The organism is Clostridium sp. FP2 (assembly GCF_011065955.2).
GTDB lineage: Bacteria > Bacillota > Clostridia > Clostridiales > Clostridiaceae > Clostridium_AD > Clostridium_AD tagluense.
Genome location: NZ_JAAMNI020000001.1, coordinates 3,092,550 through 3,118,485 on the forward strand (window position 1 = coordinate 3,092,550; position 25,936 = coordinate 3,118,485).

The 25,936-nt window shown below is 30.4% G+C and carries 24 protein-coding genes; 10 read left to right on the forward strand and 14 right to left on the reverse strand.

Annotation, left to right across the window (positions count from 1 at the left end; all coding sequences use genetic code 11):
- Window position 1: 1 nt before the first annotated feature.
- Window positions 2-1,186, reverse strand: a complete 1,185-nt coding sequence (nifS, locus tag G9F71_RS14925) for a cysteine desulfurase NifS (protein WP_164949870.1) — start codon at window positions 1,184-1,186, stop codon at window positions 2-4.
- Window positions 1,179-1,619 (reverse strand): RrF2 family transcriptional regulator, encoded by a 441-nt coding sequence (locus G9F71_RS14930; protein WP_125004693.1) that lies wholly within the window; start codon window positions 1,617-1,619, stop codon window positions 1,179-1,181. The genes nifS and G9F71_RS14930 overlap by 8 nt, the downstream gene beginning before the upstream one ends.
- Before the next feature lie 364 nt (window positions 1,620-1,983).
- On the opposite strand from G9F71_RS14930, the gene hisS reads away from it, so the two are divergent.
- The 3 genes from hisS to G9F71_RS14945 all read left to right on the forward strand — a co-directional run bounded on the left by hisS (window position 1,984) and on the right by G9F71_RS14945 (window position 6,014).
- On the forward strand, window positions 1,984-3,291 hold the full coding sequence (gene hisS, locus G9F71_RS14935) for a histidine--tRNA ligase (protein ID WP_164949871.1): 1,308 nt from the start codon (window positions 1,984-1,986) through the stop codon (window positions 3,289-3,291).
- A gap of 93 nt (window positions 3,292-3,384) precedes the next feature.
- Window positions 3,385-4,569 carry a S41 family peptidase gene (locus tag G9F71_RS14940; protein WP_164949872.1) on the forward strand — a complete coding sequence of 395 codons (1,185 nt, stop codon included), beginning with the start codon at window positions 3,385-3,387 and terminating at the stop codon, window positions 4,567-4,569.
- Window positions 4,570-4,664: 95 nt separating this feature from the next.
- Window positions 4,665-6,014: an aminotransferase class V-fold PLP-dependent enzyme gene (locus tag G9F71_RS14945; protein ID WP_164949873.1), complete on the forward strand. Its 1,350-nt coding sequence runs from the start codon at window positions 4,665-4,667 to the stop codon at window positions 6,012-6,014.
- 98 nt (window positions 6,015-6,112) lie between these two features.
- On the opposite strand, the gene G9F71_RS14950 is transcribed toward G9F71_RS14945, so the two are convergent.
- On the reverse strand, window positions 6,113-7,021 hold the full coding sequence (locus G9F71_RS14950; RefSeq protein ID WP_164949874.1) for an AEC family transporter: 909 nt from the start codon (window positions 7,019-7,021) through the stop codon (window positions 6,113-6,115).
- Between the two features lie 184 nt (window positions 7,022-7,205).
- On the opposite strand from G9F71_RS14950, the gene G9F71_RS14955 reads away from it, so the two are divergent.
- Window positions 7,206-7,421 (forward strand): hypothetical protein, encoded by a 216-nt coding sequence (locus G9F71_RS14955; protein ID WP_164949875.1) that lies wholly within the window; start codon window positions 7,206-7,208, stop codon window positions 7,419-7,421.
- Between the two features lie 191 nt (window positions 7,422-7,612).
- Here G9F71_RS14955 and G9F71_RS14960 read toward each other — a convergent pair whose 3' ends face one another.
- From G9F71_RS14960 to G9F71_RS14995, 8 genes are all read right to left on the reverse strand, one after another.
- Window positions 7,613-8,386, reverse strand: coding sequence for a histidinol phosphate phosphatase (locus G9F71_RS14960; protein WP_164949876.1), 774 nt, complete (start codon window positions 8,384-8,386; stop codon window positions 7,613-7,615).
- A gap of 108 nt (window positions 8,387-8,494) precedes the next feature.
- The gene (locus G9F71_RS14965; protein WP_164949877.1) at window positions 8,495-8,899 is read right to left on the reverse strand and encodes a hypothetical protein; all 405 of its coding nucleotides are present in this window, start codon (window positions 8,897-8,899) and stop codon (window positions 8,495-8,497) included.
- A 322-nt stretch (window positions 8,900-9,221) separates the two neighbouring features.
- A complete protein-coding gene (locus G9F71_RS14970; protein ID WP_164949878.1) occupies window positions 9,222-10,220 on the reverse strand; it encodes a Gfo/Idh/MocA family protein in 999 nt (332 codons plus the stop codon).
- A gap of 30 nt (window positions 10,221-10,250) precedes the next feature.
- Window positions 10,251-11,105: an SWIM zinc finger family protein gene (locus G9F71_RS14975; RefSeq protein ID WP_187353475.1), complete on the reverse strand. Its 855-nt coding sequence runs from the start codon at window positions 11,103-11,105 to the stop codon at window positions 10,251-10,253.
- Between the two features lie 17 nt (window positions 11,106-11,122).
- Window positions 11,123-13,813 carry a DEAD/DEAH box helicase gene (locus tag G9F71_RS14980; protein ID WP_202017934.1) on the reverse strand — a complete coding sequence of 897 codons (2,691 nt, stop codon included), beginning with the start codon at window positions 13,811-13,813 and terminating at the stop codon, window positions 11,123-11,125.
- Window positions 13,814-14,012: 199 nt separating this feature from the next.
- Entirely contained in the window at window positions 14,013-14,846 is an 834-nt protein-coding gene (locus G9F71_RS14985; protein ID WP_224626690.1) for an ABC transporter permease, read from the reverse strand.
- A 97-nt stretch (window positions 14,847-14,943) separates the two neighbouring features.
- Window positions 14,944-15,903: an ABC transporter permease gene (locus G9F71_RS14990; protein WP_164949879.1), complete on the reverse strand. Its 960-nt coding sequence runs from the start codon at window positions 15,901-15,903 to the stop codon at window positions 14,944-14,946.
- A gap of 227 nt (window positions 15,904-16,130) precedes the next feature.
- Entirely contained in the window at window positions 16,131-17,732 is a 1,602-nt protein-coding gene (locus G9F71_RS14995) for an ABC transporter substrate-binding protein (RefSeq protein ID WP_164949880.1), read from the reverse strand.
- A 376-nt stretch (window positions 17,733-18,108) separates the two neighbouring features.
- On the opposite strand from G9F71_RS14995, the gene G9F71_RS15000 reads away from it, so the two are divergent.
- The 3 genes from G9F71_RS15000 to G9F71_RS15010 all read left to right on the forward strand — a co-directional run bounded on the left by G9F71_RS15000 (window position 18,109) and on the right by G9F71_RS15010 (window position 22,026).
- Window positions 18,109-19,911, forward strand: a complete 1,803-nt coding sequence (locus tag G9F71_RS15000) for an indolepyruvate ferredoxin oxidoreductase subunit alpha (RefSeq protein WP_164949881.1) — start codon at window positions 18,109-18,111, stop codon at window positions 19,909-19,911.
- A gap of 1 nt (window position 19,912) precedes the next feature.
- On the forward strand, window positions 19,913-20,485 hold the full coding sequence (locus G9F71_RS15005; protein WP_164949882.1) for an indolepyruvate oxidoreductase subunit beta: 573 nt from the start codon (window positions 19,913-19,915) through the stop codon (window positions 20,483-20,485).
- Between the two features lie 200 nt (window positions 20,486-20,685).
- The gene (locus G9F71_RS15010) at window positions 20,686-22,026 is read left to right on the forward strand and encodes a radical SAM protein (RefSeq protein WP_164949883.1); all 1,341 of its coding nucleotides are present in this window, start codon (window positions 20,686-20,688) and stop codon (window positions 22,024-22,026) included.
- Between the two features lie 118 nt (window positions 22,027-22,144).
- On the opposite strand, the gene G9F71_RS15015 is transcribed toward G9F71_RS15010, so the two are convergent.
- Entirely contained in the window at window positions 22,145-22,414 is a 270-nt protein-coding gene (locus G9F71_RS15015; RefSeq protein ID WP_164949884.1) for a hypothetical protein, read from the reverse strand.
- Window positions 22,415-22,908: 494 nt separating this feature from the next.
- The gene (locus G9F71_RS15020) at window positions 22,909-23,634 is read right to left on the reverse strand and encodes a VCBS repeat-containing protein (protein WP_164949885.1); all 726 of its coding nucleotides are present in this window, start codon (window positions 23,632-23,634) and stop codon (window positions 22,909-22,911) included.
- A 170-nt stretch (window positions 23,635-23,804) separates the two neighbouring features.
- Between G9F71_RS15020 and G9F71_RS15025 the strand changes: the two genes are divergently transcribed.
- Window positions 23,805-24,176: a hypothetical protein gene (locus G9F71_RS15025; RefSeq protein WP_164943834.1), complete on the forward strand. Its 372-nt coding sequence runs from the start codon at window positions 23,805-23,807 to the stop codon at window positions 24,174-24,176.
- Between the two features lie 129 nt (window positions 24,177-24,305).
- Here the strand turns inward: G9F71_RS15025 and bcp are convergent, their stop codons facing one another.
- Window positions 24,306-24,767 (reverse strand): thioredoxin-dependent thiol peroxidase, encoded by a 462-nt coding sequence (bcp, locus tag G9F71_RS15030; RefSeq protein ID WP_164949886.1) that lies wholly within the window; start codon window positions 24,765-24,767, stop codon window positions 24,306-24,308.
- Between the two features lie 287 nt (window positions 24,768-25,054).
- Between bcp and ric the strand changes: the two genes are divergently transcribed.
- A complete protein-coding gene (ric, locus tag G9F71_RS15035; protein WP_125004658.1) occupies window positions 25,055-25,750 on the forward strand; it encodes an iron-sulfur cluster repair di-iron protein in 696 nt (231 codons plus the stop codon).
- A gap of 15 nt (window positions 25,751-25,765) precedes the next feature.
- Entirely contained in the window at window positions 25,766-25,927 is a 162-nt protein-coding gene (gene rd, locus G9F71_RS15040; protein WP_125004656.1) for a rubredoxin, read from the forward strand.
- The last annotated feature ends 9 nt before the right edge of the window (window positions 25,928-25,936 follow it).

Below are 25,936 nucleotides of genomic sequence, written 5' to 3' on the forward strand. Positions count from 1 at the left end.
ATTAATTTTCCCCTTTCTTTAAGTAGTCATCGTATAATGGTGACATATCTCTTAATCTTTGAATAATCCCTGGAACTGTTTTTAATACAAAGTCTACTTCTTCTTCAGTAGTTTCATCACCTAAAGATAATCTTAGAGATCCATGAGCTATCTCATGCTCTAGTCCTATTGCTAGTAGAACGTGAGATGGATCTAAAGATCCAGATGTACATGCACTTCCGCTAGAACCTGCTATACCATTCGCATCTAACATAAGTAGTATAGATTCGCCTTCTATAAACCTAAAGCATATATTTGAATTACCAGGAAGTCTATTTTCTCCTCTTGGTCCATTTAATCTTGTATGTGGTATTTCTAATAATCCATTCATAAGTTTATCTCTTAAATAAACTAGCTTTTTATTGTTTTCTTCCATGTTTTGAGTTGCTAGTTCAATAGCTTTACCAAAACCCACTATGCCAGCCACATTTTCAGTACCAGCTCTTCTATTTCTTTCTTGTCCACCACCATGTATTAAATTATCTATTTTAATACCTTTTTTTACATATAATGCTCCAACGCCCTTAGGACCATAAAATTTATGAGCAGCTATTGATAATAAATCTATATTCATTTCTTTTACGTCTACTGGAATATGACCTACAGCTTGAACTGCATCTGTATGAAAAAGTATTTTCTTACTTCTGCATAATGCTCCTATTTCTTTTATTGGCTCTATTGTTCCAATTTCATTATTGGCAAACATTATTGATACTAATATAGTTTTATCGGTAATAGCATTTTCTAAATCTTTAATATTTATAAGACCATATTCGTCTACTGGTAAATATGTAATTTCATATCCATTCTTAGCTAAATATTCACAAGTATGTAATACGGCATGATGTTCAATTGTTGTTGTTATTATATGATTTCCCTTTTGCTTATACGCAGAAGCTATTCCTTTTATTGCCCAATTATCTGCTTCTGAACCTCCACCTGTAAAGAAAATTTCATTTTCATTGGCATTTATAGCTTTTGCAATCTTATCTCTCGCAACATCAATGGCTTTTTTAGTTTCTCTTGCTAGAGTATAAATTGATGATGGATTTCCAAAGTATGTTGTGAAATAAGGAATCATCTCTTCTAAAACTTCTGGTTTAGTATAAGTTGTTGCAGCATGGTCCATGTAAATTGATTTATTCATTATCTTTCACTCCTTTATTTAATGTTATTTCATTATAATCATCAACAATATCTTTTAAGGTTATTGAGGATGTTACACTATCTATACTGTTTTTTATTTTTTTCCATAATAATCTGGTAGCACAACAATCAATTTTATTGCAAGAGCCTTCTTCAAGACAATCCGAGATTTCAATTGGTCCTTCAAGCACATTAATAACATCATATATTGTTATTTCCTCTGGTGCTCTATTTAGTATATAACCGCCTTGAGCTCCTCTTACACTTTTAATAAGTTTAGCCTTCCTAAGAGAAGAAAATAATTGTTCTAAATAATATTCAGAAATACTTTGTCTTTCAGATATACTTTTTATAGATATAGGTTGTTCTCCATAATTTATAGCTAAATCTACCATGGCTTTAACACCATATCTTCCCTTAGTAGATAATTTCATATAATCACTCCTTCAAAGTAGAGTGTTTTACTATACTTTCTATAAATTATAATATCAAACCCTAGTAAAGTTGTCAACTATAAATATGCGGATTTTTCAATATTATTTACAATAATAAGCTAAATTATTGAATTATTCATTAATAATCTATCTGTATATCCATAATGCTCAAAATTATGGATTATAATTATATATATATCCGCTTTTATATTTAAAAAAAGATTCACGCATAAAGAAGTTTTTAGTAATTGTTGAAGGAATTAAATATGTATAGTATAATTTAAAAAATGATTCTGAGGGATAGCTTCCACGTATTTACATCACTTGCCTAGGGTTTTTTATATTTTTTAAGGAGGTATTAAAAATGAAAATCGACATGGTAAAACCATCTATTTTGCCTGGCTTTATGGAGTTACTGCCAGGGGATCAAATTCAGTTCAACAAATTAGCAGATACAATAAGGAAGACTTATGAAAGCTTTGGATTTATGTCCATAGATACACCTATAATAGAGAAATCTGAAATTCTACTGGCAAAAGGAGGAGGAGAAACTGAAAAGCAAATTTATAGATTTTTAAAGGGTAGTACTGATTTATCCCTTAGATTTGATTTAACTGTGCCCCTAGCCAGGTATGTGGCTCAAAATTATAGTTCTTTAACTTTCCCTTTTAGAAGATACCAAATTGGCAAAGTATATAGAGGAGAGAGAAACCAAAAGGGGCGCTTTCGTGAATTTTACCAATGTGACATTGATATTGTTGGTAATGGCAATTTAAATATTTTGAATGATGCTGAAATACCTAGTATTATTTATTCAGTATTCAATAACCTAGGCTTCCAGGATTTCACTATAAAAATAAACAATAGAAAGCTGTTAAATGGATTTTTTGAGGCACTGCAAATTCAAGATAGTTCAGAGGTTTTAAGAGTTATTGATAAAATTGGGACATCAAATGCCACCCAGGAGCTATTAAGTTGTGGCTTAAGTTTCGAAATCGTAGAAAAAATCTTTGAATTTATTAATATAAGTGGAAACAATCAGGATATTTTATTATTATTAAACAATTTAAATATTTCTAATGCAAACTTCAAAGATGGTGTATGCGAGCTTTCAGCAGTTACTAAATATGTAAAATTGTTTGGTGTTCCAGATGATAATTTTAAAATAGATTTAAAAATAACCAGAGGTCTTGATTATTACACAGGAACAGTTTATGAAACATTTTTAAATGAATACCCGTCTATTGGTTCTGTGTGTTCAGGTGGACGCTACGACAATTTAGCAGAACACTATACAAAACAAAAACTACCAGGAGTAGGCATATCAATCGGCCTTACTAGATTATTTTATCAATTAAATGAAGCAGGCTTCTTTAAAAATGATACTAGTAAATCTATAACAAAAGTTCTAGTAATACCTCTTGATAATAATATTGATTATGGAATTTCTCTTGCAAATTTTTTAAGGGATAAGGGCATAATTACAGAAATATATCTTGAAGAGGCTAAACTAGTAAAGAAACTTGGCTATGCAGATAAATTAGGTATTCCTTTTGTAATTTTAATAGGTGAAAAAGAAGCAGAAAATAAAACGGCCACTATAAAAAATATGTTTACTGGTGATCAAATAACTGTTGATTTTAATGCTGCTTATGAAATAGTTAATGCATAAATAAATGTCTAACAAAAAATATTATTGTCCTACAAATACATTGTTTTTTGTAGGATAATAATAGGTAAAAACCTAAACAAAGGAGATTAGCCTATGGATTCAAATAGAAATACAAGATGGTTAGAGGATATCAATTTCTTATCTCGTGAACTTTCTCTAAAACATAAAAATTTATTTTTTCAAAAGAACAAAGAAGATTTTTTTAAGGAAATAGACAGTTTAAAAACGGATATTGAATCCCTAAGTAACTATGAAATAAAGCTGGAAATTGCTAAAATTGTTGCCTCCATGGGAGATGCTCACACCTATGTACCTTTAAACATTAATCTCTTGCTTCCCTTAGAATTGTATTGGTTTGCTGATGGAATCTATGTAATAGTAGCCCCACAGCAGTACAAGGAAATACTGTATCGCAAAATAATAAAAATAAACAACATCGATATGGAAGAGGTTATTAATATTTTAAGCTCAATCATTTCTTATGAAAATGAAACCTATCTTAAATCACAACTACCTAAATACTTCCCTGCTATTGAATTACTATACGATTTGGGACTTGTTAATGATATTGACAGCTTAGAATTAACATTTGAAGATAAAAACAAGAAAGAAAGAACTTTAGAAATAAAATCTATGCCCCTTGGCGAATGGAAAGAACTGTACAATTTAATTAATAATGATTTAATGTATAGCACCAATTTACCTCTTTATAGAAGAAATAGTCACAAAAATTACTGGTTCGAATACATAGATGCTTCTAGTATTGTGTACTTTAAATACAATGCTTGCAAGGATATGCCACCTAAAGATGTGTTTACCTTTTGCAGTGAACTCATCAATTTTATTGAAGCACATGTCGTAGAAAAACTCATAATTGATTTGCGAAATAACTTTGGTGGTAATTCTTCATTATTAAATCCATTTATTGAGTATATAATAAATTGTGATAAAATCAATAAAACTGGTAATCTTTTTATAATAATAGGACGAGAGACTTTTTCGTCGGCCCTGTTAAATTCCTTTTTCTTAAAAGAAAATACCTCAGCAATATTTTTAGGTGAACCCACTGGTGGAAAACCAAACTGCTATGGTGAAGTGCAACGATTTATTTTAAAAAATTCTGGACTTACAGTTTGTTATTCTACTGAATACTACAAAATTATTGAAGATGATACCCTACTATCACTTTTACCGGATGTTAATATAGAGTTCACCATACAAAATTATATTAATAATGAGGATCCGTGTTTTGAATACGTTAACAAGAAAGACTCATAAAGTATTTGCTCTCCATATTTATGACTTTTTTTTATCACCTTTTCCTCCTAGAACTAATACTATATACTGTGAATAATTTTACGAGGAGGAGTATTATGTCCTATAGAGAGGATAGTACAAGCTACAGAGATTTGATCCTTGGCATAAACAAAAAGGTACCTCTTATATCTGGGAAAAGTGTTACTGCAATTAATTTTGATAATGCAGCAACTACACCCCCTTTTAAGTCTGTTATGGAAGATGTTGTGAGATTTGCTCCTTGGTATTCCTCCATTCATCGTGGTGAAGGATTTAAGTCTCAACTTACTACTAGATTATATGAGGAGTCTAGAGATATTGTCAGCAAATTTGTTAAAGCTGATTGTAACAATACAGTTATTTATGTTAAAAATTCCACTGAAGCTTTTAACACTCTTTCCAATTTATTATACGAGTCTTCTAATAAAAATGTCATTTTGACAACAGACATGGAGCATCACTCTAATGACCTGCCTTGGAGAGATAAATTTATTGTAGACTATATATCTATAGATGCATCTGGAAGGCTATCTTTGGAGGATTTAGAAGCTAAGTTAAATAAATATAATAATTATATAAAGCTAGTTACAATTACAGGTGCTTCAAATGTAACAGGCTATAAAAATCCTATCTACAATATAGCCAAATTAGTTCATAGATTTGGTTCAAAATTACTTGTGGATGGTGCACAATTAATACCCCATGCTCCTTTTATTATGAATAATAAGAACTCAGAATATAATATAGATTTTTTAATCTTCTCTGCCCATAAAATGTATGCTCCCTTTGGCATCGGAGTATTAATTGGACCAAAAGATATTTTAGATAACTGTGACCCTGATTTGGTAGGTGGTGGAACCGTAGATATTGTAACTCATGACTTTATAAAATGGGCTGAATCGCCGCAGAGGCATGAGGCTGGATCTCCAAATGTTATAGGCACCATAGCTCTGGCATCTGCTATTAAAACTTTGAGCAAGATTGGTATGGCTAATGTAGAGCATATTGAAAAAAAATTGACTGCTTACGCCATTTCTCAAATGAAAAACATTCCAAATCTTAAAATATATTGTGACACTTCTAAAGAAATTGACAGAGTTAGTATAATTCCCTTTAATATTGATGGAATTCACCATGCCACAGTTGCAAAAATTCTTTCCTATGAATGGGGTATTTCAGTAAGAAGTGGATGTTTTTGTGCTCAGCCCTACATGGCTTCACTTCTAAATATTTCTAGTGAATTTTCAAGTAATCTCATAGCAAATCCTGACTTAAATCGTCCTGGAATGGTTAGAATAAGCTTTGGACTATATAATAGCTACTCAGAAATTGATATATTATCTCATGCCCTTAATAAAATTTCATCAAAAAGAGATTATTATATTTTGAAATATCAAAATATGAAAAAAACTCTTTTTGATAAATAATTCCTATAACTATTTGCAAATAAAAATAGTACACATGTAAACTCTGTGTACTATTTTTAGAGTATCACTTAAATGGATAGTAAAATTAATTGAATTATTTATAAAAATAATATTACTATAGGTATAGTTATTACAGAAACCATTGTAGTTATAAATACGCACTGTGAGGCAAGTAAACTATCCCCACCATGTTTTTCAGCAATTATTGCAGTTATTACTGCTGCCGGCATTGCTTGCAGTATAACACATATGTTTAGTAATAATTCATCTACTTTTAAGAATTTTAAAACTACATAAATAAGCATTGGAACTATTAAAAGTCTTACCACTGTAGCATAGTAAATAGAAATGTCAGAAAAAATATTCTTAAATTTCATTTCCGCCAGCATTGAACCAACAATTATCATAGATATTGGTGTTGTAGTAGATCCCACTAATTTTAACGAATTTTCAATAGGTAGAGGTAATCTTATTGAAAATACGAATAAAATTATGCCAATAAATACTGCTATAATCGCTGGGTTTGCTATTGCTTTTCTCATGGATTTAAAATCTTTTTCTCCTGTGTAGAGCATTACACCTACTGTCCACACTAAAAGATTGAAAGGAATATTGAATATTGCTGCATAGAAAACACCTACTCCTCCATAAATACTTTCAAGCACTGGATAACCCATAAACCCAACATTGCAAAAAATTGTTACAAACCTAAATACCTGTTGTTTGTTACTCGGAAACTTAAAAAAGAGTATCTTACTAATAAATATTAAACCTATGTGTATTAAAAAAGAATAAATTAAAATTTTTTGAGCATTACTGACCATGGTCGCTTCATATTTAATATTAAATGATGTAACTATCATAAAAGGCAATGTTATATTTAATAGCAATTCTGATAGACCTTTATCAACGATAATATTAAAAAAATTTTTTTTCTTGGCATAAAAGCCTACCATCATAACAATGAATAATACCATAACTTGATTAACTAACTGGCTATTTCCCATTTTTATTCTCCTTAATTCAAAACATTCTAGTAACTTATATTAACATTAATTTAGGTGGGTTAACAACTATTTAAAATTAATTAAAAGTAATAGAGCAAGTGATTATTAACCGTCCCCCACAATCATATACTTTATAAAGAATTAATTAATTAAAGTTATTGTTAATGAAAAGGGGGAATTAAAAATGTATATTAATATGGACCAATATATGTATGAAGTTTATAAACAGGCCGAATATTGCAAATACAATATGATGTATACTAATACCTTTGATGATGAAATTTTTTATAAAAATTCACTTAATAAAAAGCTCTATGAAATAAGTGATTTACTAGAAGATGATTATAATTTTTCAATTAATCAGCCCTTAGAAAATAAAGGTATTAGGCAAGAGGACTAAGTTAGCTAAATATAATGGTAATCTAGCCTATGTTGCAATAAATGGAGCAGTTTATGACCTGCCATGGAGATTCGAAATTGATCAATAGCTTACCAAAGATTGGAATCTTGAAAATTTAATTAAATAAGGCACCTTCAAATAAATTAGAGTTAGATGCTTGTATAATTATTTGAAGGTGCCTAAAATACATTTTATAACAAGGGCATATACTCTATTTTTCTATTCTTAAAATAAACAGGTTTCAAATTACATATCTCGCATATCCTATTAGCTAATATAAAATTGTTACCAATATCCTCTGCATTATGTGCATCGGAACCTATAGTTACATATTTTCCACCTATTTGTTTGTAGGCACTATATACATGGATTAAATTATTATATGCTTCCACACTGCCCAGTCTTCTAGTATTAATTTCCATTACTTTTTCATTATGTACTATAGCTTTTAGCACTTCATCTATATATTCCTTAAATTCATGGTAGTGTATTTCATTATCTTGATAAGTAGCATATCTAGATATATAGTCGATATGTCCTAAACTATCAATAAAATCATACTGTTTTACGCAATCTACCATACTTGAAAAATATTGTTCAAATACTTCTTTTTTAGTTTTACCTACATAAGTTTTCGGATTGAAAATATCTGCTCCATTAGCTGCATGTATAGATCCTATTATATAGTCAAAAGGATATTTGTTTATTATTTTTCTATTTTCCTCTAAACAAATCTCTTGCATTCCAATTTCAATTCCAAGCATAAAATTACTACCCTTGTATTTTTCATAATCATTAAAATATTTATCTATATCAAAAGTAAAATCTGTTCCTGTTGGAAACTTTAAATCTAGATGCTCTGTAATAGTCATTCCTAAACCAATCTTTCTCGCATGGTCCAAACCATTTTGAAGTTTCATTTCAGAGTCTGAAGAAAACTCTGTGTGTATATGTGAATCAATCATAAGTCATCCTCCTTTTTTATTCAATTTTAATTGTAACATACTCCATTTAAATAACAAAAGCCACAATCCTTTGCAAATATTTTTGCAAACAAATGTGGTTTTTATAAATTAATATTGAAGCACTGTGTGGTTTATATTAAGTATATCTCCGCCCCCAGAGATTGTGGCAGAATATGTTCCAGGAGCAGTATCATTGCCAACAATCCAATTAAAGGTAGCTACCCCTGTTTTATCTGTAGTGCGCCATTGAATAACCCTAACTGTTTTATTTCCTACTTTATATGAAGTCTTTATATTATATTGTGTATTGGGTCTTCCTTGTATTGTTATAACACCAGTTCCTCCATGATTAACAGCAGATACAGCATTTATAATTTTTAAGTTGCCCTGGGCTATTATAAATTGTTGCTCTGGCATATTCACGGCCTTTACCATAGATATAGCTCCCGTGGTACTAGGGCACACAATGATGCACATGCTTAAAAATAAAATCCACACTACCTTGATTTTCATAAGATCACCTCTTCTTATATATTCTACCCATGTTAATAAATAATATTAGTTGCCACGCATATGGTAGCTTCAAATAATATAAAAATTTGGTTGAACTAGTTAAAAAGTATATCTTCATTAATATTTTATGGTGATTATGACATATTACAGGATGGATTAAATCCCTCCATTATCATAGCTTAATTGCCACATAACTCCAAACTTATCTGTCACATTTCCGTAGCATTTGCTCCAAAATGTTTCTTGAATGTCCATGCCTACAGTTCCGCCACTCCTTACTTGTAAATAATTTATAAATTGTTTATTTGAATATTATATTATTTTACTGCAAGTCTGCTGGAAAAACCAAGCCTATTTGTTTTCTTGCTTCATCCATCGTCTCCATTACCCACTTAGAAGTTTGTAATAACTTAGAGCTACCCTTTATGTCACCATTTTTAATCATAGTTATAAAGGTCTCTATTTCATAGCACATATCATGTTCATTATGAAATTGTGTTAGATCTTCTTCTTTTCCATCCCTAAAAACTATTTTTACCTTTTCAAATTTATTAATATTTTCAATTATTATATTCCCATCTTCTCCTTGAATCTCCGAATGCAATTTTGAATTTGTTATTTTTGAATACATAGCTATAGCATCCATTTCATCATACTTAAATATTATGCTGCCTTCACCATCAACACCAGACTCCAAAATTAAAGCATTTGCTTTTATTTCCTTTGGTTTACCAAATAAATTTATCATGGGATGAATACAATAAACACCAATGTCCATTAACCCACCATTAGATAGGTTTTGGTTAAATGCATTTAATACTATTCCTTCTCTATATTTATCATATCTAGAAGAGTATTGACAATAGCTCCCAAAATATTTTCTTACCTTACCTATTCTATGTAGATTATCTTTAATGATTTTAAAATTAGGTAGCTGTGTTGTTTTCATTGCCTCCATTAAAATAACCTGGTTGATTTTTGCAGCATATATCATGCTAATTACTTGTGATGCATTTGATGCTAAAGCTTTTTCACATAATACATGTTTTTTATGGTTTAAAAATACTATAGCTTGCTCTGCATGAATTGCATTTGGCGATGCAATATACACCGCATCAATTAAATCACTTTTTGCCATTTCAAATAAATCAGTAAAAATATGCTCTACATTATATTTTTCTGCAAAGGCTTTTCCTTTTTCTTCACTTCTTGAATATACTGCTGTTAAAATGAAATCTTTTACCTGTGCAGCACCATTTAGGAACCAATCTGTAATATTATTTGTTCCTATAACTCCAAATCTTATAACTTTCTTATTCATTAAGTCCATCTCCTTTTACCTATCAAAATTTTATTTGATTTTATCTTTAGCTGACTTAATTATTTTCTTTTTTGCTCCTTTAACGTTATTTTTTGTATTACTTTCTTCTAATTCATTTTTTCTAGGTTTAGATTTTTTAACCTCATCTTCACCTTGAACTTCCATATCAATTCCAAACATATCAAATATATCTGTTTCATCAATAACCCTACGACCTTTAGCTTTAGATTTTTCAAGCAAGTTCTGTGTTTTTTTGTTGATAGCTTCTGAAATAAGGTCATTTATATTTACCTGTCTTAAAATAAAAAAAAGTTCTGGTTCATCATCAAGTTTTGCGCCAACACCATATAAAACTGCTGCTACGTGCTTGCACATATTTGCCCAGTCAGGGCAGTTACACTTTAAATCTATTTCACTTGGCGCTGGAAATAGTCCATTACCTTTTGATGTAAACAAATCAGCCAGTGCTTTTGGAAATTTTCCTTCAATTAGCTCCTCAATAGATTCTATTTTTCCTAAGCATTGATTTATAATGTCTTCCCAAATATTTTTTGGTAGTGCTTTTATATTAATATCCAGCTTATATGGTTTTGAGCCACTTCCTTGCACCAGAGCATTTATATTTCCCTTCGTTATTTTAAGATCTAATACTGCTCCATTTTTCACATAACTACGTCCGCGAGCTATGCGATTAGCATAATCTGCATAGCTTTCTAAGTTCTTGTTCCATGATTTTCCCCACCAAGTTTTTGCTATAGTTTTACCTGTTATAACTACCGGAGAAATATCTGGGTTTTTCTTTTTTAATTTTTTGACACTTTCTTCTGCACGCTCTTTTCTCTCGGCTACTGGTACATAGGCAGGAAAGCCTCCGTAATAAGACATATATTACCCTCCAAAAATTATATTTGTAATTTAAATAAATCCATAATTTCATTATTGGTCATCTCAGTAATAAAACTTTCTTGAATATCCGGAACAATTTCGCGAGAAAGTTTAATTTTATCTTCAATCATCATATCAATTTTTTCTTCAATAGTTCCTTTAGTTATAAATTTATGAACTATAACATTTTTCTTTTGCCCTATTCTAAATGCTCTATCTGTTGCTTGATTTTCAACGGCTGGATTCCACCATCTATCAAAATGAATAACATGATTAGCTGCTGTAAGGTTTAATCCTACACCCCCAGCTTTTATTGAAAGTACCATAAAAGGTACATACTCCTCACCTTGGAATTTATCTACAAGTTCTTTTCTTTTTTTTATTGCTGTTCCTCCATGCAATATAAGCCCTTTATGTTCAAATACAGTTTCTAGAAAATCACTAAGTGGTTTTGTTATTTCTTTAAATTGTGTAAATATAATAACTCTTTCTCTTTTTTCGTAAATAGTTTCACATATTTCACGAAGTCTTGCATATTTACCACTTTCATTTTCCGGGTAAGAATCTTGACCTAAATACTGAGAGGGATGATTACATATTTGTTTGAATTTCATAAGTGAAGAAATTACTATTCCCTTACGTTCTATCCCCTCTTCTTTAGATTCAAGTTTTTGTTTTAAGTCAATTACCAACTTATTGTAAATCATAACTTGTTTTTTAGTAAGAGTTGCATATGTTTTCATTTCTATTTTTTCTGGCAAATCATTAATGACTGCTTTGTCTGTTTTTAATCTTCTAAGGATAAATGGACTTACAACCTTTTTAAGTTTTGAATAGTCCATCTGACTTTCCTTAAGTTTCTTTATAAAACCCGAAAATTCCCTTGCACTTCCTAGAAGCCCCTTATTTAAAAAGTCAAATAATGACCACAAATCTGAAAGCCTATTTTCTATTGGTGTACCCGTCATTGCTATTCTATATCTAGCTTTTAATTGTTTTACTGTTTTAGTTTGTATGCTTCCTGGATTTTTTATAGCTTGAGCCTCATCTAAAATCACTGAATCCCAAGTTATGTTTTTTATCCATTCAAACTTTGAAATCATAGCATATGTAGTTATAAAAAGGTCATAATTCTCCATATACTTACTATCATCTTCCCCTAATTTTTTATTTTCAGAAGGATGTATAACATAATACCTTAGCGAAGGTGCAAATTTTTGAATTTCACTCATCCAGTTACCAATAAGCGATGCTGGAATAATTAACAATGTTTTTTCTTGTTTATTTGTCCTAATATAATTTAAAAGCGCAATAACTTGCACCGTTTTCCCAAGTCCCATATCATCTGCAAGACATGCTCCAAGCCCAAGTGCTTTCATAAAATGAAGCCAGCTTATACCACGCTCTTGATAAACACGTAAGTTAGCATTAAAGTCATCTCCACAATTAATTTCTTCTATTTTTTCTGGATTACATAACTTATCAACAACTGAATTGAGCCACTGTCCATTTGTAACTTCAAGATCAAAGGTATCTTTAGAAACATTTAATACTTTTTGAGCATTTAACTGAAACCGCATTGCTTCAACCATATTTATGTCTTTACTTTCCATAAGCTTCTGTGCCTTTTCAAAAGCCTTTAGCATTTGTTTTAGCTTTTCATGATTAACTTCTACCCATTTTCCCTTTATAAAAGCTAATCCCTCTGCTTCTGACAAGAGCTTTTTTATTTCATCAGCGGTAATTGTTTCTTCTCCTAGAAATAGTTTTGCATCAAAATCCACTAATGCTTCAAGGTTTACTCTTGAGGGTGTAGAATTTCCTACACTTACAGACATCCTTAAGGATTCTGATTTATTCTTCCACCATTTTGGAATACGACATAATATCCCTGATTCTTCATAAAGCGGTATTTCTTTTAAAAATGTAAAAGCTTCCGACGCACTTAAACCTAAGGGATGAAATATTTCACCTGTATCAACAAGTTCTGAAATTAGCTCACTTTTTTCTGATGCCTTGTTTACTGTTGAGAGTAGGTTTAAAAGTTTTTTGTTATTTTCTCCATATTCAATAAGTGCATTTTTTAATGGAAGATGCTTTGATGTACCACTTTTTGCATCATTTACTGAGTAAGTTGCTAAAAATGCAAAAGGATAGTTATCCTTCTTACTCTCAACTAAGTGGAAAAACACACGCCCAACTAAGTTAATATTAGTGCTGAAAGAAGAAAAAAACTCGGAAACGCTTCCTTCGTACTCACCTATCATTTCACTAAAAGAGTTGTTTAACTTCTGCCATAGTTTTTCAATCCACTCATAATTCAAATATTCCAAGCCAGTCAAATAAGGTGCGTTATCTAGTAAGTCTTTAATTTCATCTTTTTCTATGTATACTATGGTTTTTTCACGTAAAAGTTCAATATCTGAATTCATGGATATTTTTTTTATAAATGTAGCTATAATAAGTCTTAAATATGTAACAGAATCTGTTAAAGTTTCTGTATTTTCTAAAAATCCAAGAAAAAGCATACCTTGATTTTCATTTTGTGCAAAATGATTATTTATTCCTTCTTGAATTGCAATTTGCTCTTCATTTAATTTTTCTTTTGTTACTTGAAAATCAAGTTCAAAAATACCATTTTGTTTAAATATTACAATTAATTCTTTGTGCTTATTTTCTATTGATTTCTCTTTATTATTTATTGTCATTAAGCTTATCCTTCCTAGAAAATCTATTGTTATTTTTAATTATAACCATGGTTCTATATGTATAATCAATTATATATTAACTCTATTCTAAGGCATATAAAAAAAGATAACAAGTAAATATACTAATATATTGCACTTGTTACCTTTTTCATATTTCTAATATATTATAAAATAAACATAGTATAAACCACGACTTTGCCTATCCTTCATCATTAACCTTAGGATCTAATGCCACTCTTAATACATCTCCTAATATATTAAAGCTTAGTACAGTTAATAATATTATTATACCTGGAAATAGAGATAAATATGGAATATCAAGTATATTTTCCTGCGCCTTTTGTAGCATACTTCCCCAGGATGCCATGGGTTCTTGAACGCCTAACCCTAAGAAGCTTAAGGCTGATTCTGAAAGTATTGCACCTGCTATGCTTATACTAGATATAACAATAATAGATGAAATTAAGTTAGGAATTATATGTTTTTTTATTATGTGTTTATTGCTAGCGCCTAGAGACTTTGATGCCATAACATATTCCCGCTCTTTAAAGGATAATGTCTCTGAACGGACAATTCTCGCGGTACCCATCCAACCAAATATACCAATGATAACTATTATATTTATAATACTTGAACCTAAGTAAGCATTAGCTATAAGAATTAAAAAAAAGGTTGGTATGCACATAAAAACATCTATTATTCTCATATTTATGCTATCAACTATTCCACCTACATATCCGCTAATAACCCCTACTAGCGTACCAATGATAACTGATACAAACATGGAAGCAAACCCTACTGTTAAAGATACCCTTCCACCATAAAGCACCCTAGTAAAATAATCTCTTCCCAATTCATCTGTTCCAAAAAAATGATTCAAATTAGGTGATAAAAATTTTTCTGATAAATTAATCTTGTTAGGGTCATAAGGTGATAAAAAAGCTAACAAGGAGCTCACTATAATTATAATTAGAATTACTAATGAAACTAGCGCAAACTTATTCTTTTTAAATTGAAGCTTTAGGTTAATCATGGTCCTATTATTAATATTATTTTCATTTTCAACAATGTCTGTATTTTCAAGGATATTTATTTTTTTCCACTTTTCCTCACTATTCATCTCTTCGCTATTACTCATGTTTATCCACCACCTTTATTCTAGGGTCAAGAGTTGCATATAGTATATCTGATATTAGATTTCCTAAAATAAGTAATATTGAAGTAATCATAGTAATTGCCATTATAGCAGGATAATCCCTATTAAATACTGAAGTTACTCCAAATCTTCCCATGCCTGGCCACCCAAAAATACTCTCTGTAATAAAAGAACCTGAAATAAGCTCTGGTAAACTCATTCCTAATATTGTTACAAAAGGTATCATTGAGTTTTTTAAAACATGTGAAAATAATATTCTATTTCGAGATGCTCCTTTACTTATAGCCGTTATTACATAATCTTCTTTTAACTGGCTTATAGCACTGGACCTAATATATCTAGTTAATACAGCTATGTTAGGAAAACTAAGTACCATACACGGCATAATGCTGTGCTTAATTAAATCTATATTTGTTTCTATCCCTATAGCTCTCATACCTATAGATGGCAATATTGAAAGTTTTACAGAAAAAAGAACTATAAGCATCATTGCAAACCAAAATCCTGGGATTGATATGCCAACATAACATACGGCTGTAACAACGTTATCAAATGACTTGTTTCTCTTAAAGGCACAAATCATACCTAAAGGAATAGAAATTATAATTGATATAAGCATAGTAATACCCATTAGCCTCAACGTAACTGGTACTCTAGCTCCTATCTCCTCTGAAACTGGTTGATGGCTTATAAATGAATACCCAAAATCTCCTTTTATAACAGTTTTAATCCACTTCGCATATCTAACTGTTATAGGTTTATTAAATCCTAATCTTTCTCTTGTTTCTGCCACCTGAATTTTATTCATTTTAGGTGTTACAAAAGCATTTGATGGGTCTCCTGGTGCCAAATTCATAATCAAAAATGAAACAATTGAAATCGCTAAAAGCATTGGGATTGCTTGAAGAACTCTCTTAAATACATATCTTTTCATTTAAACTTCTCCTATCTCTATTTACCTGAAAAGAAATATATAAGCTCATTATTTTCAGCTTATATATCTAGCTTCTCAATATTTAAACCTTACCAATTAATCCTATGATAATGTTCTTTAATCTTTGTAATCGCTTGTAATAAGAACTATGACCCTATTGAAATTTATTAATCAAATTTCATAGGGTCAAGCTTTTTTAAAAAAACTTTGCAAGTTGTTTATTCCAACTATTTTTCTATTATATATAATTTTGATAAGTCTTCAAACATATATATAGGTACTAATTTAGCTTCCTTAACTCCACCAATATTTGCTGCTGTTGAAATATAAGAAGTCGTATAGTCAATATTATATTGAACTGCATCTTCTGCTAATTTCTTTTGAAGTGTTTCGTACATTTCTTTTCTCTTAGCATCATCTGTTTCCATTGAAGCCTTTTTCCAAATTGGATCTAATTCTTTATTCACATAATTTGTCCAGTTCATTGAACCCTTATCTACATACAATCCTGAATAAGAATCTGGATCTGTAGTACATACATAAGCATTTAATACTAAGTCAAATTGTTTTTTCATTGTTCCAAATAACTGTGCAAAGAAAGCTTCTTCTTCTAATGGTAGTCCTTGAATTTTAATGCCAATTTTAGCTAATTGCTCTTTCATTACATTCATTTGATTTATATCTTTTTTACTTCCTGCTACATAGGCAAATTTTAATGTAATGTCTTTTACTTTAGCTTCATCCATTAATTTTTTAGCTTTTTCTAGGTTAAAGTCATAATGTTCTACATCATCAGTATAATATAATGTAGTTGGTGGAAATACTGAGTTAGCCACTTTAACATTATCTAAAGATTCATATACACTTTTTAATATATCTTGTTTATTTAAAGCATAGCTTATCGCTTGTCTTACTTTTTTCTCCTTTAAATTTTTATTATCCGTATTAAATGCTAAATATTCTGGCATGCATTCATCGAATTTATAAGTTTTAAATTTTTCATTTTTAGAATATTTATTAAAGTCTTTTTCCTCAACATACTTTGCAGTGATTTCACCATTTTCAAAAGCTATTTTTCCTGCATTTGCATCACCAACTATTCTGTAAACTATTTTTTCTAAATGTGGTTTTCCAGTATAATAATCATTAAATCTTTCTAAAGTTAACGCTTCCCCTTTTTTCCATTCTTTGAATTTGAAAGGACCTGAACCTACAGGGTTATTATTTTTAGTTGATTTTTCTAGATCTTTTTCCCCTTGAAATACATGTTTAGGGATCATTCTAATACTTCCTAAAGAACCTTCAAATGGAACATAAGCTTTAGGTAGTTTCATTTCTACAGTTAAATCATCTATTTTAGTAATTTTTACTGGTTTTCCATCAACTAAATATGACTCCCTATCTCCAATATGCTGTTTTGGATCTAATGCTGTATTTAATGTAAACATTAAATCCTCTGCTGTAATCTTCTGACCATCATGCCATTTTAAATTATCTTTCAGCTTAACCGTATATGTTAATTTATCCTTCGATACTTCTAATTTATCCGCTAAATAATATGTAATTTTGCTTCCATCCTTAACATATAAGGGGTCAAATAGTGCCCTATTAACTGTAAAAGTTATTCTGTTATTTTGATAAAATGGATTTAATACTAAAGGATCACTACGAGAAACAAATACCATTGTTCCTCCATCCTTAATCTTTTCTTTGGTATCCTTTACATCTGAAACTTTAACACTTGTTGTATTTTTACTATTACCACAAGCAATAAGTCCTAAACTCATTGTAGCAATTAATGCTAAACATAAAATTTTTGATTTTTTCATTGTTTTCCCCCTTGGATTGCAATTTTCTTTTGTTCCACAACCAATTGTATATACAAATTTAAGGTATTTTTTACATTATTTCAATTTTGTATGAATATTGCTTTAACTATAGGAAATATAAATTGTAGAATTGTTTTGTGATTTGAATTATAAATGAGTAATAATATCATTTATAGAATATTTTTTAGTAAATTACATAGATAATACAAATTTATAATTATAGGTATTTTTTCATTTATAAATATAGCTGATTTATTCACCTTTAAATAATTTCAATTTATTGAAAATTATGATATACTATTCTCAGATAATAATTGTTTTATGAAAATTATTATTATGGACTGCATTTGGAAAATAATATGAATGGGGTGTTTTTTTGAGTAATAAAAAGATTCTAACCGGAAATGAAGCAATAAGTAGAGGTTTTTGGGAAGGTGGCGGAATGATTGCTTCTAGTTATCCTGGCTCACCTACTGTGCAAATTTTAGATTCGCTAAAACAATATGAAGAGATTTATAGTGACTGGGGAACTAATGAAAAGGTAGCTATGGAGATTGCAATGGGCGGAAGTATTGCAGGTGCAAGATCAATGGTTTCTATGAAACACGTAGGAGTAAACATTGCAAGTGATCCCTTTATGACTTTTACACAAACAAAAACAAAGGGTGGTCTATTACTGGTTGTAGGTGATGATCCAGGCCTTTCAAGTTCACAAAATGAACAAGATAGCAGATTTTGGGGTAAATTTGCAAATATTCCTATTTTAGATCCTCGGAATCCTCAAGAAGCTAAAGATTTTACAATAGAAGGCTTAAAACTTAGTGAAAAATTTCATACACCAGTGCTTATAAGAATGATGAGTAGGTTATGTCATTGTAGATCAGCGGTAGAATTAGGTGACCGAGAAGAATTTGCCCCTGAGGGATTTGTACCAGAGCAAGGACGATACAGCATGCTTCCTCCCTACTCTAATGCGCAACAATATTTTATGAAAGAAAGAATGGAAAAGCTTCAAAACTTCAATGAGGATTATGAATATAATTATTTAGAAGAAGGCACTAGCAAGGATTTTTTAATCATTACTTCTGGTCTTATATATGAATCTTTAAAGGAATTAGAATTAGAAAATATAAATATACTAAAACTAGGTATGATTTGGCCTCTTCCTATAGAAAAAATTAAAAAATTAAGTGAAGAATATACCAATGTAATCGTTCTCGAAGAAATGTTACCATTTATTGAAGAGCAACTTAAAATCAATGGTATTGCAGCAAAAGGCAAGGAGTACTTTTCTTTTACAGGAGAGCTTACTATTAAAGATATAAAAATAGGTTTAAAAAAAGCAGGAGTTTTGATAAGCGGTGTAGAATTAGAAGTATCACAAAAAGAGGAAATCATTACAAGAACACCTATGCTATGCGCAGGATGCCCTCATAGACCTATTTTCCATATTTTAAAAGCTAATAATGCAACGGTTATAGGGGATATAGGGTGTTATTCTCTAGGAATACAGGAGCCTTTCGAAGTACATAAAACTAATATAAGCATGGGAGCTTCCCTTGGAATGGCTCTTGGAGTTGCCACTGTTCATTCAAAAATAAATAAACAAAAACCAATTGTAGCTACAATTGGAGATGGAACATTTTTTCATTCTGGAATGACAGGATTTATACAACTTGCAAAAACTACAGAAAACATAACAGTTATTATAATGGATAATAGGACTACTGCCATGACTGGTGGCCAAAACACACCAACTACAGGCGATTATTTTAAAGAAGAACCTGGATATCATGTCAGCATACCTGATATTTTAAAATCTTTTGGAATAGTTGATATTACAGTAGCCGATCAATTTAAGTACAAGGAAACAAAAGAAATCATTAATACTGCAATGAAAAGATCAGGACTTTCTGTAGTAGTAACAACTCGTCCTTGTGCATTGAATTTCAAAATTAAAAGTCCTCATTTTTATGTAGATGAAGATATTTGCATAAGTTGTAGAAGTTGTTTGCGTTCCAACTGCCCACCGATTTCTATGAAAATGTATCCTGGGAAGGAAAAGAAAAATTCTTATATAAATCCAGATATGTGTGTAGGTTGTTCCGTCTGTTCTCAAGTTTGCCCTGTTGGTGCAATAAAATGTAGTAGTGAAAACATACAGAAGGGAGTGAAATAAGATGGGAGTTACAAATATTTATATGGCTGGTGTTGGTGGACAAGGGTTAGTGCTTACCACAGAAATAGTAGTAGAAGTTGCTTTCTTAGAAGGCTATGAGGTAAAAAGTAATGATGTAATTGGACTATCACAAAGAGGTGGAAAAGTTTGGGGAAGCGTAAGGTTTGGTGAAAAAGTATATTCTGCTTTAATTCCTGAAGGAGAAGGCGATCTACTCCTTGCAATGGAAGAACTAGAAGGTTTAAGATTATCCTCTGCTTTAAAAAAAGGTGCAAAAATTATATTCAATGAAGAAATCATTTTTCCAAATAGAGTGCTTATTGAGAAGGATGAATATCCAGAAAATATAGGAGAAAAATTAGTAAAAAAAGGATATGAGGTTATTTCTTTAAATGCACAAGAACTAGCTAAGGACCTTGGAAATATTAAAACAGCCAATATCGTACTTTTGGGCAAGCTGTCTAAATATTTGCCTTTTAAAGAAGAAACCTGGTTAAAAGTTATAGAAAATAAAGTCCCAGCAAAAACTGTACAAGTAAATTTTTCTGCGTTTAAAGCTGGCAGACAAGCATAAAAAAAACAAGGAATTCTAAAGAATTCCTTGTTTTTTTTGATATTCATTATAATTCATTCAACACTTTTTCCAACTTCAATAATCCATGCACATTATAATATATTTTTTTATAGATTAATAATATTTAACCCATTGTTTAAATATATATATTTTATACTTAATATTTAATATTTAATATTTAATAAATTGGAGGAATAACAATGTTATCTGTAAAACAATTAGCCGAATCTATAGCTCTGAAAGAGGGCCTACATTATGTGGAAAAAAATCCTATGGAGAATTTCCCTAAACTATTAAAATGGGGTGAAAAATTTGCATCCCGTGAAGACCACAAGATGGAAATCAATGACGTAGCGAAAAACATGAAAGATCATACTACTGTCACTTATAAATTTATTGAAAGAGTTTTAACAGAACTAAACCCGGAAGTAAGGAAAAAGTTCTTAGTTAATTTCATTATAAATTCTGGACTAGTTGGTATTCCAGAAAGCACTAAAATTCAAGAAAAAGAAAAATGTAATATTCCCTGGGCTATACTCTTAGATCCTACTGCAGCATGCAACTTAAAATGCATAGGATGCTGGGCAGCAGAATATAACAAAGGTGATTCTCTTTCCTATGAAACTATTGATAGAATAATAACAGAAGGAAAAGATCTTGGAATTCATATGTATATCTTCTCTGGTGGCGAACCATTGGTTAGAAAAGAGGATATTTTGAAAATCATTAAAAAACACAGTGATTGCATGTTCCTTTCCTTTACCAATGCTACATTAATAGACGAAAAATTTGCAGATGAAGTAGCAAAAGCAGGGAACTTGACGTTTGCTATTAGTGTAGAGGGCTTTGAAAAAGAAACAGACATGAGGCGAGGTGCTAACACATATCAAAGAGTTCTTCTGGCCATGGACATACTTAAAAATCATGGTATTGGCTTCGGATTCTCATCTTGCTATACCAGTAAAAACTACCTTTCCATAGGTTCTGAAGAATATATAGATTTTATGATAAAAAAAGGCTGTCTTTTTGGTTGGTTGTTCACTTATATGCCTCTTGGGAAAGATGCTGTACCTGAACTAATGGTTACCCCTGAACAGAGAAAGTTTATGTATGAACGTGTACATGCTTACAGAAAAGAAAAACCTATTTTCCTTATGGATTTTTGGAATGATGGTGAATATGTTAATGGGTGTATAGCTGGCGGTAGACGCTATCTTCACATAAACGCAAGTGGTGATGTAGAGCCCTGTGCTTTCATTCACTATGCCAACGTTAATATAAATGATACAAGCCTTTTAGAGGCACTAAAATCTCCTATTTTCAAGCAATATAATAAAAATCAACCATTTAATGATAACCACTTAAGGCCATGTCCCCTCCTTGATAATCCTGAAAAATTAAGAGAAATGGTGCATGCTTCAAATGCACATTCAACCCAACCAGAAGATGAAGAGAACGTGGATGATTTAACCGCAAAATGCCAAGAAAAATCAGCTGAATGGACAATCATAGCAGATGAACTTTGGTCAAAATCACACTAACAAGCAGAAAGCCAGCACTTTTATTTTAACTGCTGGCTTTCTAAATTTTAAATATATTATCCAGTAAGTAAGATCTTATTTAAAAAAAACATGATTTTAAAATTTCTTTCAACCTTAGCTAACGATATAGTTTTGGGAATTGAGTTATAGTATACATCCAAACTTTCCATTGACCATTTTCTTTTAAAAGTTCTACAGCTCCTTTTGATACATCTGCTTGTTCGCTCTTCCCATCAGAAGAGATAAACTTCAATTTAACTTCATAATGATATCTTACTTTATCTTCATTCTCTCCATATACGTTTTTACCTAAAGTAAAGTCTGTAATCTGAGCGGTATAATTACCCCTAGCACAGATTTTCGCAGTTAAAATATTATATTTGTTCATAACAATACTTTCATACCCCCCTTTTGTCATTAGTGGTTCTATATTTTCATCAAGGGACTGAGTGATTTTGGTATATTCCTCATTAGGTCCTGTTTTACTTTCTTTTGGAACACCTTCACCAATTATATTTACTCCTGGTGGAATTTGTCCATCAAGTTTTTTAAATTCAGCAACTTTTATTGCATCTACTGTATAGATGTTTCTAACAAATTTTTCAGTAATTTTTTTTGCGTTATTTTTATCAGAGCCACTACAGCCAACTAAAATTACTGTAATTAAAAATAGGATACTATATAATTTTATTATTTTTTTTATGATTATTCCCCCTTTATTTTATATAGTTAATATAATATTACCGCTATGTCCTTATTCAATTATATTACATATTAATAGAATTATTCAAATATTTAACACAGCTATATATACCCCTCTTTTATGAGCTTCTCGTGGCATTATAAAAGTAGTGTTTTCCTTATGAATAATTGGAAGTATACCTATGCCTGTGCTCCAAAAATAGCTACCTGTTGGCTATCCAAAACAAACATACTATCTTTCCACTTTAGAGTATTCAAAACATATCCTAAGGAGTCTGCATTGTATCTTCCTGCTATTTTTTGATATGCCAATAGCTCGTATACTTTATTTGAATCAAAATCCACAGGATATAATCCGCTTAGAGGATTTACAAATCCGGTGATTGCATTCTTTAACTTTCCGTTGTCGTCGTATATTTCATTTAAATAATCAGCATCCTTATTAGATATATCTATAATGTATTTTTCATTGTTTTTCTTACTAACAACTTCCACCTTGTAGCTGTCTTTATAAGTAACATCGTATTGGTATTGCTCATTATACAAATTAAAATCAAACAATAATTGTGCTGTATTGTTAATAAAGGAATAGATGTAGTCGTAGGTTATTCCACCACTACCACCGGTGGTAATGCCTATTAAGATATCCTTCACACCATCTCCTGTAAAATCCCCTAAAAACAATGTAGGGTTGTATCCTGCATTTTCACTGAGTGGCACACTAGTAAGTCCACCTGTCATTATGTCTTGTATTACAAGGGTAATATTTCGAGTAAATTGACTATCTGACGTCTTTATACCAGTTAAATACACATTATCAGGTATTCCATCTCCATTTACATCTCCTCTTGCATAAGATACAATTTCGGGATGCATCATATTAGCTCTAAAATAACAATTATACATAGTATCTCCTTTTCAATATTAGCATTGTATAATAGCTTACTATAGATTCCAATAATATGTTACAGATATAAAAAAACTAAAATTTTACCAAGTATAATTTACAATAAATTAAGCAAAATAATATTTATAGTTAATATAAATTTACTTTCTCTGAATAGGAGGATTTTATTATGCAAAGAGGTGTATCAGGATTTTTAGGCGGTGTGCTAGGAGGGTTTATTATGTTAGTGATAAACTTTGGAGAAACAGGAACAAGCTCTGTTTCAAGTTGGATTATGCATATATTGATTACTGGTTTTGTTGGTTGGATAATATCGAAAATATTATCCAAAAAATCCACAATTAACTTTGTTTATTCAGGAACAATTACAGGTATAGTTTTATGCTTATTAATAAATGTTGTGTATATGCTTTCAGGAAGAATTGCTCCCACATGGTCAATGGGATTAAGTACATTTATAGTAAGCTTTTTTTCATACATTGTACTTGGAATAGTAATAACAGCCACTATTTCTAAATCACAAGTGAAAGTGACTAAATAGCCACTTTATTGAATTTTGCGGGTTTTTACATCATACTTCAAATATATATAGTCTTAAAAGTAGAAAAATCACGCTATTTTTAGCGTGATTCTTTACTATTTAATATTCTATTTTTTATGAGAATTCTACTTATTGATTTTTTAACACTTTCAGAACCTCTTCACCATGCTCCTCTGGTTTAACTTTCTGATAGGTCTTAATTATAGTTCCATTTTCATCAATAATAAATGTGGAACGTACAATTCCCATATATGTTTTACCAAACATTTTTTTCTCCTGCCATGCTCCATAAGATTCAATAACACTATGGTCAGCATCTGTTAACAAATAAAAAGGTAATGTATGTTTATCCTTAAATTTTTGATGTGAAGTAGAGTTATCTGCACTAATTCCTATGACAACCGATCCAGCATCCAGTATGTCATCATATAGGTCTCTAAAACTGCATGCTTCCTTTGTGCAACCAGGAGTATCATCCTTTGGATAAAAATAAATAACCACCTTTTTACCATTAAAATTGCTTAATATTATATCCTGATTTTCCTCGTTCTTTAACGTAAACCCAGGTGCTTTATCTCCCTCTTTTAACATAATTATGACTCCTTTCATGAATTCAATTTTTTATTTCGAAATTTACTAAGTAAATTAAGTTTTATGATATTAAACATTATAATTATATAAGATTATTGTTTTATTTTACAACGAGATACTCTTAAATGCAATAATAATTTTTAGTATCTAATAATAACTTTAAGTATCTAATGATAAAGTATTTAAATATTGATTTAAATCACATATTCATAAAAGTATAGGAGATATAATAATCCCATAGTAAAGATCGTAAACAATTCCCTAGAGGACGATAAGGAGGCCATTTTATGAGTAATAAATTTAAAACAGAAGATGCCATAGGACAAATAGTTGCAGCGTTTCCAGGTGCAAGTGAGATATTTTATAAATATAATATAGATTTTTGTTGTGGAGGAGATAGGCCATTAATTCTAGCAATACGTACACAAGGCCTTGAGGAAAAAACAATAATTGAGGAATTAAATACTAAATACCAGAGTTTTGAAGAAAACAATGAAAAGTTTACAGACTGGGCAAAGGAAAGCCCAAGCAAATTAATAGAATATGTGGTAAATAATCACCATGCATATCTAAACATAGAGTTACCAAAAATATCAAAGTTAATTCTAAAGATATTAGGCGTACATGGTAAAAAACATGAAGAATTATTTAAGGTACACAGACTATTTAATAATTTAAGAACAGAATTAGAGGAACATCTAGTTAAAGAGGAAGAATTTTTATTTCCACTTATAATTCAGTATGAAAAAGGGAAAGATGAAAAAGTAAGAAGTGCTACATTAAAACTTATTGATGAATTGGAACAAGAGCATACGGGGGCAGGAGATATTATAAAAGAACTAAGAGAAATTACAGACCACTATAATACACCTAAAGATGGATGTGGAACCTTTGAACTTACCTATAAAAAATTGCTGGAGCTTGAAGTAGATCTATTCCAGCATATACACTTGGAAAATAATATATTATTCAATAATTTTTAAGGAGGCGTAATAATTATGGATAAATATCTTTGTATAGTATGTCAATATATTTATGACCCAGAGCTTGGTGATCCTGATGGAGGAATTGCACCAGGAACTAAATTTGAGGATATACCTGAAGATTGGGTTTGCCCTTTATGTGGAGTTGGTAAATCAGATTTTGAAAAGGTAGAATAGTAATATTAA